This window comes from Kitasatospora sp. NPDC002040, assembly GCF_040296785.1.
GTDB lineage: Bacteria > Actinomycetota > Actinomycetes > Streptomycetales > Streptomycetaceae > Kitasatospora.
Genome location: NZ_JBEOXV010000009.1, coordinates 12011 through 31683 on the forward strand (window position 1 = coordinate 12011; position 19673 = coordinate 31683).

General features: G+C 72.1%; 21 protein-coding genes. 12 read left to right on the top strand and 9 right to left on the bottom strand.

All coding sequences use genetic code 11. The features are described 5' to 3' along the window. The first annotated feature begins 94 nt into the window (after positions 1 to 94). Positions 95 to 430: a metal-sensitive transcriptional regulator gene (locus ABT118_RS20345; RefSeq protein WP_350670421.1), complete on the top strand. Its 336-nt coding sequence runs from the start codon at positions 95 to 97 to the stop codon at positions 428 to 430. 22 nt (positions 431 to 452) lie between these two features. Here the strand turns inward: ABT118_RS20345 and ABT118_RS20350 are convergent, their stop codons facing one another. Further along, the gene (locus ABT118_RS20350) at positions 453 to 689 is read right to left on the bottom strand and encodes a hypothetical protein (RefSeq protein ID WP_350670424.1); all 237 of its coding nucleotides are present in this window, start codon (positions 687 to 689) and stop codon (positions 453 to 455) included. 104 nt (positions 690 to 793) lie between these two features. Beyond that, positions 794 to 1645 (bottom strand): SCO4651 family lipoprotein, encoded by an 852-nt coding sequence (locus ABT118_RS20355; RefSeq protein WP_350670426.1) that lies wholly within the window; start codon positions 1643 to 1645, stop codon positions 794 to 796. Positions 1646 to 1803: 158 nt separating this feature from the next. On the opposite strand from ABT118_RS20355, the gene ABT118_RS20360 reads away from it, so the two are divergent. Further along, positions 1804 to 1968 carry a hypothetical protein gene (locus ABT118_RS20360; RefSeq protein ID WP_350670429.1) on the top strand — a complete coding sequence of 55 codons (165 nt, stop codon included), beginning with the start codon at positions 1804 to 1806 and terminating at the stop codon, positions 1966 to 1968. On the opposite strand, the gene ABT118_RS20365 is transcribed toward ABT118_RS20360, so the two are convergent. Then, the gene (locus ABT118_RS20365; RefSeq protein WP_350670433.1) at positions 1965 to 2630 is read right to left on the bottom strand and encodes a phosphatase PAP2 family protein; all 666 of its coding nucleotides are present in this window, start codon (positions 2628 to 2630) and stop codon (positions 1965 to 1967) included. The two genes, ABT118_RS20360 and ABT118_RS20365, sit on opposite strands and share 4 nt — an antisense overlap. A 147-nt stretch (positions 2631 to 2777) precedes the next feature. Beyond that, a complete protein-coding gene (locus ABT118_RS20370) occupies positions 2778 to 3830 on the bottom strand; it encodes a C40 family peptidase (protein ID WP_350670438.1) in 1053 nt (350 codons plus the stop codon). A 248-nt stretch (positions 3831 to 4078) separates the two neighbouring features. On the opposite strand from ABT118_RS20370, the gene ABT118_RS20375 reads away from it, so the two are divergent. The 7 genes from ABT118_RS20375 to ABT118_RS20405 all read left to right on the top strand — a co-directional run bounded on the left by ABT118_RS20375 (position 4079) and on the right by ABT118_RS20405 (position 12123). Next, positions 4079 to 4429, top strand: a complete 351-nt coding sequence (locus tag ABT118_RS20375) for a DUF8827 family protein (protein ID WP_350670441.1) — start codon at positions 4079 to 4081, stop codon at positions 4427 to 4429. A gap of 125 nt (positions 4430 to 4554) precedes the next feature. Then, entirely contained in the window at positions 4555 to 5364 is an 810-nt protein-coding gene (locus tag ABT118_RS20380) for a hypothetical protein (protein WP_350670444.1), read from the top strand. Continuing rightward, positions 5354 to 6601 carry a hypothetical protein gene (locus ABT118_RS20385; protein WP_350670447.1) on the top strand — a complete coding sequence of 416 codons (1248 nt, stop codon included), beginning with the start codon at positions 5354 to 5356 and terminating at the stop codon, positions 6599 to 6601. Before ABT118_RS20380 ends, ABT118_RS20385 begins: the two co-directional genes overlap by 11 nt. Before the next feature lie 7 nt (positions 6602 to 6608). Next, positions 6609 to 8177 carry an SCO6880 family protein gene (locus ABT118_RS20390; RefSeq protein ID WP_502884613.1) on the top strand — a complete coding sequence of 523 codons (1569 nt, stop codon included), beginning with the start codon at positions 6609 to 6611 and terminating at the stop codon, positions 8175 to 8177. Positions 8178 to 8200: 23 nt separating this feature from the next. After that, on the top strand, positions 8201 to 9550 hold the full coding sequence (locus ABT118_RS20395) for an ATP-binding protein (RefSeq protein ID WP_350670451.1): 1350 nt from the start codon (positions 8201 to 8203) through the stop codon (positions 9548 to 9550). A 180-nt stretch (positions 9551 to 9730) separates the two neighbouring features. Beyond that, positions 9731 to 11548, top strand: a complete 1818-nt coding sequence (locus ABT118_RS20400; RefSeq protein ID WP_350670454.1) for a bifunctional metallophosphatase/5'-nucleotidase — start codon at positions 9731 to 9733, stop codon at positions 11546 to 11548. A 158-nt stretch (positions 11549 to 11706) separates the two neighbouring features. After that, entirely contained in the window at positions 11707 to 12123 is a 417-nt protein-coding gene (locus ABT118_RS20405; protein WP_350670456.1) for a nuclear transport factor 2 family protein, read from the top strand. A 21-nt stretch (positions 12124 to 12144) separates the two neighbouring features. Here the strand turns inward: ABT118_RS20405 and ABT118_RS20410 are convergent, their stop codons facing one another. From ABT118_RS20410 to ABT118_RS20430, 5 genes are all read right to left on the bottom strand, one after another. After that, positions 12145 to 13638: a sensor histidine kinase gene (locus ABT118_RS20410; protein WP_350670457.1), complete on the bottom strand. Its 1494-nt coding sequence runs from the start codon at positions 13636 to 13638 to the stop codon at positions 12145 to 12147. After that, positions 13635 to 14408: a response regulator transcription factor gene (locus ABT118_RS20415; protein ID WP_350670459.1), complete on the bottom strand. Its 774-nt coding sequence runs from the start codon at positions 14406 to 14408 to the stop codon at positions 13635 to 13637. Before ABT118_RS20415 ends, ABT118_RS20410 begins: the two co-directional genes overlap by 4 nt. Before the next feature lie 44 nt (positions 14409 to 14452). Continuing rightward, positions 14453 to 15538: a S1C family serine protease gene (locus ABT118_RS20420; RefSeq protein ID WP_350670461.1), complete on the bottom strand. Its 1086-nt coding sequence runs from the start codon at positions 15536 to 15538 to the stop codon at positions 14453 to 14455. 97 nt (positions 15539 to 15635) lie between these two features. Continuing rightward, positions 15636 to 16679 (bottom strand): LacI family DNA-binding transcriptional regulator, encoded by a 1044-nt coding sequence (locus ABT118_RS20425; protein WP_350670465.1) that lies wholly within the window; start codon positions 16677 to 16679, stop codon positions 15636 to 15638. A 100-nt stretch (positions 16680 to 16779) separates the two neighbouring features. Further along, positions 16780 to 17511, bottom strand: a complete 732-nt coding sequence (locus tag ABT118_RS20430) for a response regulator transcription factor (protein ID WP_350670469.1) — start codon at positions 17509 to 17511, stop codon at positions 16780 to 16782. 656 nt (positions 17512 to 18167) lie between these two features. Between ABT118_RS20430 and ABT118_RS20435 the strand changes: the two genes are divergently transcribed. From ABT118_RS20435 to ABT118_RS20445, 3 genes are all read left to right on the top strand, one after another. After that, positions 18168 to 18476: a MoaD/ThiS family protein gene (locus tag ABT118_RS20435; RefSeq protein WP_350670472.1), complete on the top strand. Its 309-nt coding sequence runs from the start codon at positions 18168 to 18170 to the stop codon at positions 18474 to 18476. A gap of 54 nt (positions 18477 to 18530) precedes the next feature. Beyond that, the gene (locus tag ABT118_RS20440) at positions 18531 to 19247 is read left to right on the top strand and encodes a hypothetical protein (protein ID WP_350670475.1); all 717 of its coding nucleotides are present in this window, start codon (positions 18531 to 18533) and stop codon (positions 19245 to 19247) included. A 184-nt stretch (positions 19248 to 19431) separates the two neighbouring features. After that, entirely contained in the window at positions 19432 to 19512 is an 81-nt protein-coding gene (locus ABT118_RS20445; protein WP_350529122.1) for a putative leader peptide, read from the top strand. Positions 19513 to 19673: the final 161 nt, after the last annotated feature.

Below are 19673 nucleotides of genomic sequence, written 5' to 3' on the forward strand. Positions count from 1 at the left end.
CGCGCCGCCCGGACGGGGGAACACACCGGGGGCCCGCCTTGTTGGACACTGGAGCCCTACGGGACAGGCGAGCACCGAGACTTAGGCGGGCCGGATGACCAGCGTCGGGACACAGGGTGTCGAGCACCAGCAGGGGGAGGGGCACGGCCCGCACGGGTACGGCCCGCAGAAGGCCGAGCACCTCAAGCGGCTGCGCCGGATCGAGGGGCAGGTCCGCGGCCTGCAGCGGATGGTCGACGAGGACGTCTACTGCATCGACATCCTGACCCAGGTCTCGGCCGGCACCAAGGCGCTCCAGGCCTTCGCGCTCTCGCTGCTGGAGGAGCACCTGCGGCACTGCGTGGCCGCCGCCGCCGAGGAGGGCGGGGCCGAGCTGGACGCCAAGGTGGCCGAGGCCACCGCCGCGATCTCCCGGCTGCTGCGGACCTGACGGGCCGTGGCCTGACCGGCCGTCAGCCGGGCAGCCCGTCCTGGTCGGAGGCCCGGTCGGTGGCCTGGTGGGAGGCCCGGTCGGACGCCTCGGCACCGGCCAGCAGCACCTCGTCGATCCGTTCCGGGGGCAGCCGCTCGCACTCGCTGCCGGTGGCGGCGATCATCAGCTCGCCGGTCAGCTCGATCTCGTCCAGGGCGGTCTGGTCCGGCCCGCCGCCACGGGGCCCCGAGGACGCCATCACCCGTTCCACCCCCATGGACCCGTCCGACCGGTGGCGCTGCCGCCCCGACTCCAGCGTAGGCAGCCGGGGCGCGCGGACCCATGGCACGGACGGGCCATCTCTGCCCACCATCCGGGCGGTTACTTCGGTGAGGCGGACGTCCCGGACGGCTCGGGCCGCATCGAGTAGATCTCGGCCGGCGCGGGTTCCACCGCCTGCACCGGCTGGCCGAACCCGGACAGCGAGAGCGTCGAGACCACCCGCACCTGGTCCTTGGGCAGCTTCGAGCCCGCCACCCCGGCGAAGCCGAAGGTCTGCACCACCTTGTGCAGCCGCCCCTGCGGGTCCAGCCAGACCTCGTACGGGATCTCCTTCAGCGTGAAGGTCTGGGCGGCCATCCGCAGCCCGTCCCCGCCCCGCCCGCCGGTCGCCTCGGCCGCCTTGGCCAGGTCGAGCACGCCCTTGTAGTGCTTCAGCTCCACCCCGCCGACCGACTCGGTGCCGACCAGCTCCGCCTTCTGCGCGCCGCGCAGCGCCCCGGCCGCGCTGGCCGGGTCGGTCGCGCCGCTGCTGACCAGGTTGCCGTCCGGGAGCTGGCGGATGTCCAGCTTGACCCACTTGCCCTCGGGGATCTTGGCGCCGCTGTTCTGCAGGTAGACCGTGCCGGGCAGGACCACCTCGACGATCTTCCCGGTGGTCGCCGCGCCCGGCGGGACGGTGATCTCCAGCCGGCCGACCCGCTTCACGTAGTCGTAGCCGCCGGTGCCGTTGAACACCGCCTTCTTGTCGCCGGACTCGGTGGTCAGCTCGGTGACCGCCTGGGCGGAGCCGGTGCGGCCGGTGATGTCGGCCGCGCTGCGGACGGCGGTCAGCGGATCGGCCGACAGCTGGTCGGCGGAGCTGCCGGGCGGCTTGGCCGCACCGCCTCCGCAGGCGGTCAGGGCGGCGGCGAGCACCGTCACGGCGGCGGCGGTACGGGCGGACTTCTTCACGACAGCGACAACCCCCTCGGGCACCGGGCCCGGCAAGCAGCCACCCCGGATGGGCAGAGCTCTTGCGGTGCAAACGAGTTGAGGCCCGGGGGGTTACGGCCGGACCGGCGCGCGATGTTCATTTCGCGCCGGTCCGGTCAGCGGTTACGGTGAGGAGCGTGTCCCGCGAGCATCAGGTGACGGTCGACGAACGCGGCTCCTTCACCTTCGCCCACTGCACCTGCGGCTGGTCCGCCCCGGCCCGCCGGTCCCGCGACCGCTCCCGCCGCGACGCGACCGAGCACCTGGCCGAGGAGCAGCCGGCGGGGACACCCAGACCCTAAGCGGCGAGGTCGCGTTCCGGTACGCGGCGGCGGGAGCGGCGGGCCTGGGGGGCGATCAGCAGCGGCCGCAGGGCGGTCCGGCCGAGGGAGTGGCAGAGCGGGACGAGCACGGCCATCGCGATCGGTGCCAGCAGCAGCACCACGGCGGCGGCCAGCGCGTACCCGCCGAGGACGTCGGTGGGGTAGTGCACCCCGACGTACATCCGGGCGAAGCCCTGCAGCAGGGCGAGCCCGCCCGCGATCAGCCCGAGCCGCCGGTTGACCAGGAAGAGGGCGATCGCGATCCCCATCGACATCGCCGAGTGGTCGCTGACGAAGGAGAGGGTGCCCTCCTTGCCCGCCACCAGCACGTCCAGCTCGGGGTGGTCGACGAACGGCCGGGGCCGGTTCACCAGGGCGGAGATCGGCAGGTTGGCCAGCTCGCAGAGGGCCACCGCCAGCGGGGCCCAGAGCAGGCCGGCGATCGCGACCGGGGCGTCGGGGCGGCGGCGGGCCTGCAGCCAGGCGACCACGCCGATCAGCGCCAGGCCGAGCAGGATGCCGTACTCGCCCAACCAGGCGACGGTGCTGTCGAGCCAGGCGGGGGCGGAATCGGCCAGCCCGTTCACTGCGCGCAGCAGCTCCAGGTCCGGCCCGGTCGTGTCGCCGAGCAGCGTCGACACGCCACACCTCCGTTGTATCCGGCTGTCCGCCATCGGTCGGACCGTCCGCCATCGGACACAACGTCATAACCGGGGCATCGGGTTCCGGCCCGGCGCAGTGTTATGAAAAATTGACTGACCGTCCACTCCACGGCCACAGGCGTACGGTCAGCTCCGGCCGGTGCCCTGGCCGCCGCTGGCGATGCTGCCGTCCGCGTTCCTGGCGGGGAGGGCGCCGGCGCCGTCGGGGGTGACCCGGGTGGCGCCGAAGTACTTGGCCCGGTCGATCTTGTCGTAGCGGATCACGGCGCCGGTGTGCGGGGCGTTGATCATGTAGCCGCCGCCGACGTAGATGCCGACGTGGTCGATCGAGCGCGGGTCGGTCAGGTCGGTGGCGAAGAACACCAGGTCGCCGGGGCGGAGTTGGTCCCGGCTCGGGTGCGGGCCCGAGTTCCACTGGTCGTTGGCGACCCGGGGGAGGGTGATGCCGACGCTGTCGAACGCGGCCTGGGTGAGGCCGGAGCAGTCGAACTGCCCGTTCTGCGAGGCCCAGCCGTTGCCGCCCCAGAGGTAGGGGGTGCCGAGGGTCTTCTGGGCGAAGTAGATCGCGCCGGCCGACTGGGCGGAGAGCGCGAGCGAGCTGTCGGCCGCCGGCGCGGTGAAGCTCAGGGCGAGCGCCTTGATGTTCTTCACGTAGCCCTGGGTCTCCCGGTACGGGGGGACGCCGTTGTACTTGACCACCGCGTTGGGGCCGGCGTTGTAGGCGGCCAGCATGTTCGACTGGAGGTCGCCGGGGACCCGGGCGACGTCCTTGGCCAGCGCGCAGTCGAACGTGGCTGCGGAGGCGATCGCGTCGGCCGCCTCCCAGGGGTCGGCCTTGCCGTCGCCGTTGCCGTCCCGGCCGAAACCGGCCCAGGTGTCCGGCATGAACTGGGCCAGGCCCAGGGCGCCGACGCCGCTGCGCGCCTTCGGGTCGAAGCCGCTCTCCTGGTAGAGCTGGGCGGCCAGCAGCGGCGGGGAGATCTCCGGGCAGAGGACGCCCCACTGCTGGATCAGCGGCTGGTAGACCGCGGGCACCGAACGGCTGGAGAGGGTCAGGTTGTTGGAGGCGGCCTGGGGTGCGCCGCTGGCGGCGTACGTGCCGAGCACGACCACCCCGACGAAGCCGACGGCGAGTACGCCGGCGGCGGCCGCAGCGGCCTTGGCCTTCCCGAGTAGCATCAGCACCGTCCCGACGAGGCGTCAGTTTCCTGTGTCCGAGAAGGCATTGCTCAGCGCAATCATCGCAGATACAAAGAGTGAGCGGTATCATTCGTACGGTGGACATCCTGGCGTACGTGTCCCGTGCCTCACGACCAATCCGCGAGAAGCAGCCAAGTCGACATCAGATCTGGCCAAGAATGGGTACCGGCCCTTCGCGTAACCCTGGTCCGGGGCCTTGAATTTGCCTGATCGGGCGGTGAGATGGAATGAACCTGAGCAGCGTGACGAGCGACCGGATCGGCTTCCTGGCCGAGGACCCACCCAAGAAGGCCAGTATCGACACCATCATCGGAGGGATCGCCCCCGACTGGGGCCCCTTCGCCAGCCTCGGTGCCGAGGCCAGGACGATGGTCCAGGTGGTGATGGCGGTCGCCATCCTGTCCTGCCTGGGCATCGCCGTCTGGGGTGCGGCCAAGCAGCGGATCGGCGCCACCGCGATGCGGGACACCTTCGGAGCCGAACAGGGCAAGGGGCTGATCGTCGCGGGGCTGACCGGCGTGTTCATCATCGGATCACTCGGGACTCTGTTCACCATTGTGTACGGCATGGCCATCTGACGATCTGACAGTCCTACCCCGGTGGTGCGGCCAGGCGGCCGTCGCCGCCGGGTTCTCGCGCTCACCGCAGCTCCAGTCAGTCCCGCTTGGGCGCCCGCCGGGCTCCCCGTAACAGGAGGGCCGCCGTGCCGGTGTCCGACGACCAGCCGCACACCCGGACGCGGCTGCCGGTCGGCGAACAGTCCGTCTACCAGACGACGGGCCGTCAGCCGCGCCCGCTGCGTACCCTGCTGACGGTGCTGCTGGTGGTGGCCCTGCTGGTGGTCGCCATCTCCATCGCCAACCGGGGCAAGCCGGATCCGGTCGGCAGCTCCCCCTCGGCGGACCAGGCCGCCACGCCCGCGGCCTCCGCCACCGCCCCGACCGGTCAGCTGCCGGTGGCCACCGCTTCGAACGGGATCGGCGTCGGCCACCCGCACACGGACCAGGGCGCCCAGTCCGCCGCCGCCAACTACGCGGTGGCGCTGGGCTCGGCGGAGATGTTCCGGCCGGACGCCCGCCGCACCGTGCTGGCCACCGTCGCCGACAGCACCAGCCAGGCCGCGCTGGCGGCCCGGCTGGACGCGGCGTTCAGCAAGGAGGCGCTGGCCAAGCTGGGCCTGGACGAGAAGGGCAAGGCCCCCAAGGGGCTGACCTTCGTCAGCCGGACGGTCCCGGTCGGCACCAGGACCACCAGCACGGCCGACACCGCGACCTCGGTCGAGGTCTGGTGCACCGGCCTGCTCGGCCTGGCCGGGGACAGCTCGATCCGCCCGGTGACCGAGAGCTGGTACACCCTCACCGTCACCATGCGCTGGACGGGGGCCGACTGGAAGCTGACCGACTTCGCCCGGCGCTCCGGCCCGGCACCACTGCCCGGCGACCAACAGGCCGCCACCGCCGAGGAGATCACCGGCGCCGTCCAGGACTTCGGAGGCTTCCGCTATGCCCGCTGACGGTCACCAGCTCCGCCGGGGGGCGGTGCTGCTCGGCTCGCTCCCGGCCCTGGCGCTGCTGACGGCGAGTCAGGCCCTCGCCGCCCCGACCCCGTCGCCCACCCCCCGGCCGTCGGCCAAGTGCGACCTGCCGGTGGCCGGGGTCGAGCTGGTCTGCCCGCCCGACGGCGCCACCGTGGTGCCCGGCACCGGGGCGGTCACCGGCGGCATCACCGACCCGCTCGGCTCACTGGCCAAGGGCTGCGCCCAGGCCGCCGCCTACGTGGTCCGCTCGCTCTCCGGGGCGATCGACGGCACCACCCAGGTGGACTTCACCAACGCCGCCTTCCTGCAGCAGTACGCGGTGGTGTTCGCCGGCTCCACGGTGATCACCCTGGTGCTCTGGCTGCTCGCGGTGACCAAGCGCGCCGTCCGCGGCGTCTCGCTGGCGACCGCCATCTCCGAGGCGATCGGCTTCCTCTGGCTGACCGTCATCGCCTCCGCCTTCACCCCGCTGATCCTCTACACCCTGGTCTCCGCCACCGACGGGCTGACCAACGCCATCTCGGCCGGCACCAAGTCCGACACCGGTACCTACCTGGGCGGCTTCGCGGACACCCTGGAGAAGGGCTCGATCGGCGGCGGGCCGCTGATCCTGATCATCATCTCGCTGGTCGCGGTGCTGGCCGCGGCGGTGCTCTGGATCGAGCTGCTGATCCGGGCCGCGATGCTCTACGTCGGCGCGCTGCTGGGCACCGCCGTGTACGCCGGGCTGGTGGACAAGCAGCTGTGGAAGCACGTCCGGCGCTGGGCCGGGGTGATGCTGGCGGTCGACCTGGCCAAGCCGATCATCGTGATCATCCTCGGCCTGGCGGGTGCGGTGGCCACCGGCGCCGGGGCGTCCGACGACTTCTCCAAGGTGCTGTCCGGGCTGGCCATCCTGTTCCTGTCGATCTTCGCCAGTGCCGCCGTCTACCGCTTCGTACCCGGCTTCGGGGACGAGATCATGCAGATGCGGCACGCCCGGGCCAGCGCCGTCTCGGCCGGCTCGGCGATGATCAACGGCCCGGCCAACCTGGTGAAGCAGGGCATCTCCACCCACGGCTCGCGCGGCGGCCCGCAGACCGCCAACGCCTCCCCCGGCTCCGGCGGCGGATCGGTCGCCCCCGGCATCGCCGCCCACGCCTCTCGCACCCCGGCCCCGCCCGCGCAGGCCCCTGCCCCGGCCCAGGCCACCAACCCAGTGAAGGGAGCGTGACCTGCCGGTGAGCAGCGATCAGTACGGCGGGGGTTCCTATGCCCAGCCGTACGTGCACCAGCGCCGTACCTACCTGATCGGCAAGGCCCGCCCGAACGCGCCGATCGGGCGCAACCGGGAGTCCGGCGAGATCGTGCTGATCATCTTCGGCGCCTTCCTCGGCATGGTCTGGGGGCTGGCGATGCCGGTCCTGCCGCTGCGGATCGCCGGGCTGGTCGGGTTCCCGCTGCTCGCCGTGATGGCCGTCTACGTGCCGTACCGGCGCCGGACGTTCTACAAGTGGGTGGAGATCAACCGCACCTTCCGGCGCACCATGCGCAGCGGCCGGGGCCTCTGGCGCTCCGACGTGGTCGACGCCGGCACCCGGCTGGACGGCCGGGAGATCGAGGTCGGCCCGCCGCCCGGGGTCGGGCGGCTGCGCTGGCTCTCGGCACCGTTCGGTCCGGACGAGGTCGGGGTGCTGATGCACCTGGAGCGCCGGACGGTCACCGCCGCGATCGAGATCGAGGGCCCCGGCGTCGGCCTGCGCGACTCGGAGGACCAGGAGGCGCTGGTCGACCGGTTCGGCACCCTGCTCAAGCACGTCGCCAACGGGGACGGCTTCGTGACCAGGCTGCAGATCCTGGCCCGGACGCTGCCCGCCGACCCGGACGCGCACGCCAAGGACGTCGAGCGGCGGGGCGACCCGGGCGCGCCGGGCTGGCTGCAGGACTCGTACGACCAGCTCCAGTCGATGGTCTCCACCTCCTCGGAGCAGCACCGGGCCTACCTGGTGGCGTGCATGCACTACACCCGGGACCTGGCGGCCGAGGCGCATGCGATGGGCCGCACCGCCGACGGGCGGCGGGCCAGGGACGACGACGGCCTGGCGGCCGTGATGGCCCGTGAGCTGACCGACATCTGCGCCCGGCTGGCCGAGGCGGACATCCGGGTCAGGCAGCCGCTCGGCCACGCCAGGCTCTCCTCGCTGCTGCACTCGATGTACGACCCGGACCACCCGATCGACCACATCCAGGCGATGAGCCAGCGGAACGCCTGGCCGGCCGAACTGGACGCCACCCACCAGCAGTTCCTCCAGGCCAAGACCCGTGAGTCGGCCACCAGGGAGCCCTGGTGCCACGCCACCGCGTGGATCAAGGAGTGGCCGCTGACCCCGGTCGGCGTCAACTTCCTGGCCCCGCTGCTGGTGCACACGCCGGACGTGATCCGCACCGTCGCCGTCACGATGGACCTGGAGCCGACCGACGTCGCGATCGAGCGGATGCTGACCGAGAAGACCAACGACGAGGCGGAGGCCAGCCGGGCCGCCAAGATGAACCGCACCGTCGACCCGCGCGACCTGGCCCACACCGGCCGGGTGGACCAGCGCGGCGACGACCTGGCCTCCGGCGCGGCCGGGGTCAACCTGGTCGGGTACATCACGGTCTCCGCGCGCAACCCCGAGGCGCTGGCCCGGGACAAGCGGACCATCAGGGCCTCGGCGGGCAAGAGCTACCTCAAGCTGGAGTGGTGCGACCGCGAGCACCACCGGGCCTTCGTCAACACCCTCCCGTTCGCCACCGGCATCCGCCGCTAAACCGTCAGGGAGAGGACCGCTCGATGGCCATCGGAAGCCTGACCGACGCCTTCACCAGCATGATGTTCGGCAAGGTGGAGACCGCCCGGCTGCCCGTGCGCACCTCCACCGGCCAGGCCCAGGCGGTGTACCTGCCCACCGCCGCGCCGGGGCTGGGCGACTCCGGGGTGATCATCGGCCGCGAGGTGTACAGCGGCAAGGGCTACGTCTACGACCCGTTCCAGCTGTACGGGCAGCAGCTGCCCGCGCCGCACTGGCTGGTGCTCGGCGAGTCGGGCAACGGCAAGTCGGCGCTGGAGAAGACCTACGTGCTGCGCCAACTGCGCTTCAAGGACCGCCAGGTGGTGGTGCTGGACGCGCAGGGCGAGGACGGCGTCGGCGAGTGGAACCTGATCGCCAACGCGCTGGGGATAAAGTCCATCCGGCTCGACCCGATGGCCGCCCGGGACGGCGGCGTCAAGCTCAACCCGCTCGACCCGGCGATCACCACCACCGGCCAGCTCTCGCTGCTGCGCACCATCGTCGAGGTGGCGATGGGGCGCGGTCTGGAGGAGCGGGCGGGCTTCGCGCTGAAGGCCGCGCACGCCCACGTGATCGGCACCGTGACGGACCGTCAGCCGGTGCTGGACGACATCATCAACACCCTGCGCAGCCCCGAGCTGTCCTCGGTCGACTCGCTCGGTGTCGGGGTGGACGACGTGCAGTCCTGGGGCCTGGACGTCGCGCTGGTGCTGGACCGGCTGGTCGACGGCGACCTGCGCGGCATGTTCGACGGCTCCACCACGGACGGCATCGACCTGGACGCGCCGCTGATCGTCTTCGACCTCTCGCACATCGACCGGAACTCGATCGCGATGCCGATCCTGATGGCGATCGTCGGCGTCTGGCTGGAGCACACCTGGCTGCGGCCCGACCGGAGGAAGCGCATCTTCCTGGTCGAGGAGGCCTGGCACATCATCAACAGCCCGTTCGTGGCCCAGCTGTTCCAGCGGCTGCTGAAGTTCGGCCGCCGGCTCGGCCTGTCCTTCGTCGCGGTGGTGCACCACCTCTCCGACGTGGTGGACGGCGCCGCGGCCAAGGAGGCCTCGGCGATCCTGAAGATGGCCTCCACCCGGACCATCTACATGCAGAAGGCCGACGAGGCGAGAGCCACCGGCCGGGTGCTCGGTCTGCCCAGGTGGGCGGTGGAGATCATCCCGACCCTCTCGCCCGGCATCGCGGTCTGGGACGTGAACGGCAACGTCCAAGTGGTCAAGCACATCATCACCGACGCGGAGCGCCCGCTGGTCTACACCGACCGCGCGATGACCGAGGACGCGGTGGCCGAGCGCCACCGGGCCGAGCAGCACCTGGCGGCCGAACCGCGACGGTGACGACCGGTCAGTTCCCCCGGCCCCCTGCCCCTTCGGCAGGGGGCCGGATTCGTCTCCAGGAAACGCTCTCGTTACCTCCAGGGTCCTGACAGCTACGCGCGTTGACCCTAGGCTGCATCGGGTCACACCACCCTCGGCTCCCCTCACGGACGGAGCCCCAAACGGTGCAGGGGAACCCTCATGCCCAATGTCGGCCAGCTCGGCCGCTTCCGTCGGCCCGCGTACGCCGCGGCCGCCGCAGTCGGTCTGTTCGGGACGTTGCTGGTGCCGAGCGCCGCCCAGGCGCACGGCTGGGACTGGAACTGGCACAAGCCGAAGACCGAGGACCTCCAGATCCTCGCCATCAACGACCTGCACGGGAACCTGGAGCCGCCGGCCGGCTCCTCGGGGAACATCAAGGAGGTCGACCCGGCCACCGGCAAGGTGGTCGACACTCCGGCAGGCGGCATGGAGTACCTGGCCACCGCGCTGCGCCAGGCCCGCGAGGGCCACCGCAACACGGTCACGGTGGCCGCCGGCGACCTGGTCGGCGCCAGCCCGCTGGTCTCCGCGCTGTTCCACGACGAGCCCACCATCGAGGCGCTCAACAAGGTCGGCCTGGACGTCACCAGCGTCGGCAACCACGAGTTCGACGAGGGCTCCAAGGAGCTGCTCCGGCTGCAGAACGGTGGCTGCCACCCGACCGACGGCTGCTACGAGAAGGGCCGCAAGTTCAAGGGCGCGGACTTCGACTACCTGGCCGCCAACGTCACCGACGAGAAGACCGGCCGCCCGATCCTCAAGCCGTACTGGGTGAAGAACGTCGGCGGCGTCCGGGTCGGCTTCATCGGCGCGACGCTGGAGGGCACCCCGAACATCGTCACCGCCGAGGGCATCAAGGGCCTCAAGTTCGGCGACGAGATCGAGACCATCAACAAGTACGCCAAGGAGCTCAAGCGCCAGGGCGTGGACTCGATCGTGGCGCTGATCCACGAGGGCGGCTACCCCGCCTCCACCACCTACAACTACGACTGCGGCGCGGCCGGCCAGGGCATCTCCGGCCCGATCGTGGACATCGCCAAGGGCCTCGACCCGGCGATCGGCGCCATCGTCACCGGCCACACCCACAACGCGTACGCCTGCTCCATCCCGGACCCCAAGGGCGAGCTGCGCTCGGTCACCAGCGCCGCCTCCTTCGGCCGCCTGTACACCGAGATCAACCTCAAGCTGGACAAGCGCTCCGGCGCCATCGTCCGGCCCTCGGTGACGGCCGCCAACCACGTGGTGCGCCGCAGCGTCGAGAAGGCCGCCGACATCACCACCCTGATCGGCCGCTACAGCAAGCTGGCGGCCCCGATCGCCAACCGCCCGCTCGGCTTCATCGGCGCGGACATCAACGGCCGCGGCTCCAGCGCGTACGAGAAGCCGCTCGGTGACGTGATCGCCGACGGCCAGCTCGCCGGGCTCGCGCCGGCCGCCAAGGGCGGTGCGCAGATCGCCTTCATGAACCCCGGCGGGATCCGCTCCGACCTGGTCTTCAAGGCCTCCGCGGCCGAGGGCGACGGCGTGGTGACCTACGGCGAGGCGTTCACCGTCCAGCCGTTCACCAACATGATGCAGGTCAAGACCCTGACCGGGGCCCAGGTCGTCCAGCTGCTCAAGGAGCAGGTCAGCGGCCTGAACCTGGCGGCGCCGAAGATCCTGCAGAACTCCAAGGGCCTGACCTACACCCTGGACCTCAACAAGACCGGTGCCGACCGGGTGCCGGCCGACTCGGTCAAGCTCAACGGCGCCCCGATCGACCTGGCGGCCTCCTACCGGGTCGCGGCCAACGAGTTCCTGGCCGGCGGCGGCGACGGCTTCCCGACCTTCGCGGCGGGCACCGACAAGCTGGTCGGCGCGTCCGACCTCGACCTGTTCGCCGCCTACCTCGGCGCGAACTCCACCGCCACCGCCCCGCTGGTGGTCCCGGCCCAGGACCGGATCAAGGTCATCGGCATCGGCGAGGACGTCAACTGACGCCCGCTGAGCGACTGCTGACGGTCTGACGCAGCGAGAGGGGCACCCCCGCCGGGGGTGCCCCTCTCGTGTGGGCGGGATGACGGTGAGCTGTGAGCGGCGGCTGCGACCCTGAAGGGGTGACGGGCCGACCGAGGCCCGCAGGACGGGGGTCGACGATGGATCAGGCACTGGTGGACCGGATGCGGGAGTACCTGGACGCCGGGCTCGCGATGGACGTGGAGGCGCTGGACGCCCTCTACGACCCGGAGTTCGAGAACGTCCGGTTCGACCCGGAGGGCCGGGTGGTGACCCTGGTGAAGGACCAGTTCATGGCCCGGTTCCGGGCGTTGCGGGCGCAGGGGCAGCGGATCGGCGAGACGCTCGACGACGTCACCTTCCTGACCACCAGCGAGTACGGCGGGCAGGGGACGATCGTCATGCGCCGGGTGCCCGAGGGCGTACCGACCCTGTACACCTTCGTCTGGCGCCGGGACCAGGATGGGTGGGGCACGCTGGTACGGGAGTTCAGCTTCGAGCGGGACCTCGGCGGACTGCTCGCGATGGTGCGGGCCGCCGAGGCGGCGTCCGGCTGACGGTCGCCCCGGCGGGTCCGGTCACTCCGGCCGGTCCGACTGACCGGGCAGGCGGACGGTGGCCAGCGTGCCGGCCCCCTCCGGGGGTGCGCCGAGGGAGACCTCGCCGCCGCCGTCGCGGACGGTCTGCGCGACGATCGACAGGCCGAGGCCGGAGCCGGGCAGCTGCCGGGAGGACGGGGAGCGCCAGAACCGGTCGAAGACGTACTGGAGCTCGTCCGCCGGGATACCCGGGCCGTGGTCGCGGACGGTCAACCGGCCCTGGACCAGCGCGACTTCGACGGTGCCGCCGGGCGGGGAGTACTTGACCGCGTTGTCCAGCAGGTTGATCACCGCGCGCTCCAGCCCGGCGGCGTCGCCGTGCACGTACCAGGGGTGGACGGCCAGGTCGAAGTGCAGCCCCGGGCCCCGCAGCCGGGCCCGTTCGACGGCCCGGTCGGCGATCTCGTGCAGGGCCACCACGGTCGGGTTCTGCCCCGGCTTGGGGGAGTCCGGGCGGGAGAGCTGGAGCAGGTCGCCGATCAGCAGGGTGAGCTCCTGCATCTGGGCCTTCATGTTGCCGAGCAGCTTGGTCCGGGTCGCCTCGGGCAGGGGCCGGCCGGTGTCGTTGGAGCGGATCAGCAGGTCGACGTTGGTGCGGAGCGAGGTCAGCGGGGTGCGCAGCTCGTGGCCGGCGTCCGCGATCAGACGGGTCTGGCGGTCGCGGGAGTTGGCCAGCGCGGTCGACATCGAGTTGAACGAGGAGGAGAGCCGGGCGATCTCGTCGTCCCCGTGCACGGGGATGGTGTTGCCGACCTCCTCGGTCCGGGCGATGTGCTCCACCACGTCCGTGAGCCGGTCCACCGGCTTCAGCGCCGACCGCGCCACCAGCCGCCCGGTCACGCCCGCACCGATGATCCCGAAGACGGCCACCCCGAGCAGGATCAACTCGAGCTGCTGCAGGGAGTTCAGCACGGTCTGGGTCGAACTGGCTGTCAGCAGGATGAACTTCTCACCGGTGCCGTCCGTGAAGAGGCTGACCCGGACCATCGCCGGTGCGCCACCGACGTAGGTCCCGCTGCGGTACACCGCCTGATTCGGCGCGAAGCCCAGTGCGGCCAGATCGCCCTGAGTGGCGTTGATCGCCTTGGTGGCCCCGATCGGCAGGCAGACGGTGCTGCCGTCGTCGGTCTCCAGCTGACTGTTCCACTGGTAGAAGCCGCCCCGTCCGCCAGGGCCCGCCGAACTGCCGAACAGCTTGCTGTTGTTGGCCTGGGTGGTGGTCAGCGCCTCGGCCGCGCTGGTGCCGCAGTTCGCCTTCGGCCAGTCCAGGCTCCGCGTGTTGCTGCCGGGGCCGATCGGGTTGTACGGCGCGGTCGCCAGGTTCTGCCGGACCTGTTCGTACAGGCGGTCCCGGACGATGAACCAGCAGGCCAGTGCGGACAGCGCGATGGCGACCGCCACGGCGGCGGCCGTGAGCATGGCGAGCCGGCTCCGGAGGGAGCGGCTGCGGAACCAGCCCGTGAGTCGTTTCACGCGGCTGCGCCGGTGGCCGACCGGAGGGCGTAGCCGACCCCGCGGACGGTCTGGATCAGGCGGGGCATGCCGCCCTGCTCGGTCTTGCGGCGCAGGTACATCACGTAGACGTCCAGCGAGTTGGAGGAGGGTTCGAAGTCGAAACCCCAGACCGCCTTGAGGATCTGCTCCCGGGTCAGCACCTGGCGCGGGTGCGAGAGGAACATCTCCAGCAGCATGAACTCGGTCCGGGTCAGCTCGATCGGCTTGCCCTCGCGGGTGACCTCGCGGGTGGCGGTGTTCATCCGGAGGTCGGCGAAGGCGAGCACCTCGGTGTCCTCGGCCTCGACCGCCGCGCGGGCGGCAGCCTCGCTGGCGAGCGCGCTGCGCCGCAGCAAGGCCCGGACCCGGGCCAGCAGTTCGTCCAGTTCGAACGGCTTGGCCAGGTAGTCGTCCGCGCCGACGTCGAGGCCGGTGACCCGGTCGCCGACCGCGTCCCGGGCGGTGAGCATCAGGACCGGGGCGGTGTCGCCCCGGGCCCGCATCCGGCGGACGGCGGTGAGGCCGTCCATCCGGGGCATCATGATGTCGAGCAGCACCAGGTCGGGGTGGTCGCGCTCGACCGCGTCGAGGGCCTCGAAGCCGTCGGTGGCGGTGGTGACCTCGTAGCCCTCGAAGGCGAGGCTGCTCTCCAGCGCGTCCCGCAGGGCGGGCTCGTCGTCGACCACGAGGAGTCGGGCGGTGCTGCCCGGGGTCTCGGCAGGGGCGCGGTCGTCGGCGGGGGGTGTCATCGGGCGGGACCTTTCCTAGTCCGGTCGTCCTGTCATTGTGGTGCTCAGAGCTGCTGGCCGGCCTGCAGCTTCGGCAGGACGTTCTTGATGTCGTTGATCGGGATGGCGAAGCCGAGGCCGACGCTGCCCGCGGTGCCCGATCCGGCGGTGGAGCTGGAGCCGCCGGCCGAGTACATCGCCGAGTTGAGGCCGATCACCTGGCCGGCCGCGTTGATCAGCGGGCCGCCGGAGTTGCCGGGGTTCAGCGCGGCGTCGGTCTGGAGCGCCTTGTAGTTGGCGGTCTCGCCGCCGGACCCGGACCCGGAGCCGGAGCTGCGCTGGCCGGGCAGGTTGGGGAAGCCGAAGCCGCCGTTGCCGCTGGTGGTGGACTCGTCGACCTGGACGGTGACCGGGCGGTTCTTGGCGCTGATGATGCCGGAGGTGACGGTGCCGGTCAGGCCCTCGGGGTTGCCGATCGCGACCACCGAGTCGCCGACCTGGACGCTGTCCGAGTCGCCGAGCGTGGCGGCCGTGAGGCCGCCGGCGCCGGCCGCGGTGATGACCGCGACGTCCAGGCCGGCGTCGGTGCCGGTCACGGTGGCGGTCCTGGTGGAGCCGTCCTTGAAGGTGACGGTGATCTGGCCGCCGCCGCTGACCGCGGTGGAGATGACGTGGTAGTTCGTCAGGATCTGGCCGTTGGAGGTGATCACCACGCCGGTGCCGGTGGCGGTGCCGGCGTTGGATTTGACGGTGATCTGGACCACGCTGGGCGAGACGGCCGAGTTGATCGACGCCACGTTCGCGGTGCCGTCGGAGTTCGAGGAGACCGGGCTGACCAGCGTGCCGTTCGCACTGCCGGAGCCCTCACCGGCGGCGGCGATCATGCCGCCGGTGGCGCCGCCGAGCAGCGCGGCCACCGTGGCCACCGCGGTGACCAGGGCGAGCCGGCCCTTGAGGAAGCCCTTGCGGGCGTGGCGGACCGGCGCGGCGGGCGCGGCCGGGGGAGCGGTGAAGTCCTCGCTGTACGGGCCGTGCGGGAGCACGGTGCCCTCGATGATGTGGGCGGTCGGCGGTTCGACCGGCTGCGGCGGGGTCCAGCCCGGGTAGCCGTACGGACCCTGGTCTTCGGAGTTGCGGTGCTGGTCGCTCATGCATCCAACGTCCGCCCGGTTGATGAGAGCCGGATGAGAGTGGGGTCAGAGCCACCCGAGAAGCGTGTTCACTTCTCATAAAGCCTGGTCAGGCCGGTCAGACCGCGGAGGGTGCCCCGCAGCCGCAGGAACGGCGGATGACCAGCCGGGACGGGAACTTCCGGACCCGCTCGGTGTCCGATCCGGGCACCATCAGCGAGTCGTCCAGCACCAGGTCGACGGCGGCCCGGGCCATCGCGTCCCGGTCGGAGGCGACGGTGGTCAGCGGCGGGTCGGCCAGCGCCGCCTCGGGGATGTCGTCGAAGCCGGCCACCGCCAGGTCCTCCGGCACCCGCAGACCGACCTCGCGGGCGGCCCGGAGCACGCCGATCGCCTGGTCGTCGGTGGAGCAGAAGATGGCCGGCGGGCGCTGCGGCGAACGCAGCAGCGCCACCGCGACCTCGTACGCGCCGTAGCGGTGGAACGGGGCGTCCACCAGATTGGGCTCGACCGGGAGGCCGTGCGCGTCCATGGCGCGCTGCCAGCCCTCGACGTGGTCGATCACCGGATCGCCGGGAGCGGGCTGCTCGACCGGGCCGCCGAAGCAGACCACGTACGGGTGCCCGTGCACCTCCAGCAGGTGGCGGACGGCGGTCTCGGCACCGCCGACGTCGTCGGTGACCACCGCGACGTCGTCGATCGCCTCGGGACGGCGGTGCAGCAGCACCACCTTCGCCCCCTCCATCGCCGCGAACTCCTCGGCCGCGCGCTGCGAGGGGCCCTGGCTGACCAGGATCAGACCGGAGACCCGCATGCCGAGGAAGGCGCGGACGTAGTGCACCTCGCGGTCGTCCACGTAGTCGGAGTTGCCGATCAGCACCAGCTTGCCGCGCTCGGAGGCGGCGCGTTCGACCGCGTGCGCCATCTCGGCGAAGAACGGCTGCCGGGCGTCGGGGACGACCATGCCGACCAGGTTGGTGCGCCGGGAGGCCATCGCCTGGGCGACGCTGTTCGGCCGGTAGCCGAGCTGCTCGATCGCCGCGAGCACCTTCTCCTTGGTCGCGGGCGCGACCGGGCGCGGCCCGTTGTTGATGACGTAGCTGACGACCGCGGTCGAGGTCCCAGCCAGTCGGGCTACATCGTCACGCGTCACCTTGGCCACGGAGGGAGTCTACGCGGGTGGCGCAAGGGGGGTCGGCGGGGTGCCCGGCCACGCCACGGACAGGCCGGGGCGTAGCCGGACAAGACGGTCGGAAGAGGCCCTAGGCCTCGCGGCCGGCCGGCGAGCGCTGCTCCAGGCCGGGACGCTCGCCCTTGTCGGGCTTCTCCGGGACGACGAAGCGGTAGCCGACGTTGCGGACGGTGCCGATCAGCTGCTCGTTCTCGACGCCGAGCTTGGCCCGCAGCCGCCGGACGTGCACATCCACCGTCCGGGTGCCGCCGAAGTAGTCGTAGCCCCAGACCTCCTGGAGCAGCTGGGCCCGGGTGAAGACCCGGCCCGGGTGCTGGGCCAGGTACTTCAGCAGCTCGAACTCCTTGAAGGTCAGGTCGAGCACCCGGCCCTTGAGCTTGGCGGAGTAGGTCGCCTCGTCGACGGTGAGGTCGCCGTTGCGGATCTCCATCGGGCTGTCGTCCGCGACCACCTGGAGCCGGCCCATGGCGAGCCGCAGCCGGGCCTCGACCTCGGCCGGGCCCGCGGTGTCCAGCAGGACGTCGTCGATGCCCCATTCGGCGGTGACCGCGGCCAGGCCGCCCTCGGTGACCACCAGGATCAGTGGGCAGCCGATTCCGGTGGAGCGGAGCAGCTGGCAGAGGCTGCGGATCTGCGGCAGGTCCCGCCGGCCGTCCACCAGGATGACGTCGGCGCTCGGGGTGTCGACCAGGGCGGAGCCCTCGGCCGGGGCCACCCGGACGTTGTGCAGCAGCAGGCCGAGGGCCGGCAGCACCTCCGCGGAAGGCTGAAGTGCGTTGGTGAGGAGGAGGAGAGAACTCATACCCGGTTAGTCCCCTTTCCGGGTCGTCGCGGTCGCAGCCGGCCGGCCGGGGGGCCGGTGGTCGGCTGCGGAGAAGGTGGGGGAGCGGACGTCCGTGGGGTGGAATCCGAGGGGTTCGTGGGCGCGCAGCACCGGGCGGGGCGCGCGCCAGGAGTCCCGCAACCCCTGACGCTCCGTCTCAGTCCTGCTCATCCGCGAACCTTTCGGTCTGCTCCCGCTGCACTGCCGCCCGACCGGGCACCCGCACACCGTTGTGCGGCTCCGGCCGGCCGGTCCTCGCCGGTGGCGGTGCAGGTGGGGCACCGTCCCGGGAGGCCATCCGTACCTGGCGTCCTGAAAGCACAAAAGGACCCGGGGGCGACTCTGCCCAGGTCCCTCACGCCACGAGAATAGCCGACCACTCCCCGCACGGGGAGGGGCGTGCAGCGATGCCTGGGCCACATCAGGCCGCTCCGGGCGTGACCCCGGCCACGTCCGCGCCGTTCACCGGGAGCCGGAGCGCGCCGCCCGCCGACCAGGGTGGTTGCGGCTTCCGGGGCCGACCGGTCCATCATGGGAGCCGCACCGGCCGCACCGTACGTGTACACCTTTGGCGTGGGTGCCCCGGCAGCAGAGCCGGCGCACCGCACCGGGCGAGGACGACGAGGAGGGCTGCCATGACAGCGCACACTTCCACCGCACGAGCGACGGCAGCGGAGGCCACCCGGGTGACCGGGACCATCCGGTACTGGGCCGCCGCCAAGTCCGCCGCGGGTCTGCCCGAGGAGCCGTACCTGGCCGTGACGCTGGGCGAGGCACTGGCCGAGGTGCGGCGGCGCCACGCGGACAACGCCAGGCTGCTCCAGGTGCTGACGCACTGCTCCTACCTGGTCGACGGCAACCAGGTCGGCACCCGTGACCACGCCACCGTCCCGCTCACCGAGGGCGGCACCGTCGAGGCCCTCCCGCCCTTCGCCGGCGGCTGATCCGCCGGCACCCCGCTCCGGCGCCCCTGGTCGCTCCAGATTGGAAGAGTGCAGATGGTTCTGACCGACGCCCCCGTGAAGAGCGGCTCGCCGATCGTGCCGCCGGGGTTGCGGCCGGCGCTGCTCACGGCGGGGCTGGGTGCGGTGCTGGCGGTGGCGGCGCTGGGCGGCCGGTGGGGGCTGGCCGCGGGGCTGACGGCGGCTCAGGGGCTCACTGCGGTGGGGTGGTTCCGGCTGCACGGGATGTGGCCGGCCCGGCAGGGGATCGCGGGGGTGGCGTTGGCGGGCTTCGCCGCGACGGCGGCGGTGGCGGCGGGCGGCGGTGCGGCCGGTCTCGCCGGGGCGCTGGGCGTGGCGCTGGTGCTGGTGCTGGTGTGGCAGACGTTCCGCCCGGCCGACCCGGCGGAGCGGTTCTACGCGCTGACCGTGCTCGCCTCGGGAGTGGTGCTGACGGGGCTGGAGGCGTCGCTGCTGCTCGCCGGGCACGTGCCGGCCGCGCTGGCGGCGGTGGCGGTCACCGTGCTGGTGGCGGCGGCCCCGGTCCCGGGGGCGCTCGGGGCGCTCGCGGGGGTGGCGCTCGGCGCGGCCGCCGGGGTGCTGGCGGGCGCGCCCCCGGTGCAGGCGGGGTTGGTGGCGGTGGGTGCGCTGGTCGGCCGCCGGGTGGCGTCGTACGACTTCCCGTCCCGGTTCGTGCACTTCACCGCGGGTGTGGTGCTGCCGCTCGCGGTGGCCGCGCCGCTGGGGTGGATCGGTTCGCGGCTGCTCGGCTGACGTCCGCTCTGCGAGACGGACCGTCCAGGGCGGACCGCACCCGGATGCCCGCCCGGGCGCCGGACCGCCCGGAGCCAGGCGCCGCAAGGGCTGGAAAGCGTCAAATCTCAGCATGTGAAGCAGATCGTCTCAACATTCGACACGCTGATGACAGCGACCCGTCCGAGTCCCTAGCATCGTTGGCATGAAGCGACAGGCGGACCTCACGAAGCGGCGGGCGGTAGACCTGTGCCGCGTGTCCGCCTGCCTGTGTCGAATGCGCTGACCGGGCGGTTCTGACCGGTACATCCGGCCCTGCCCACTCCCTCGCCGACGGTTCCGACCAGGCAGCTCCACGCCTCGGACCGTCCGGCAGCCCCGCACGGAGCTCTTCCCGGCCATACCCGTGCCCGTCTCGGTATTCGGACAGAATTTCGGACGGCCCGG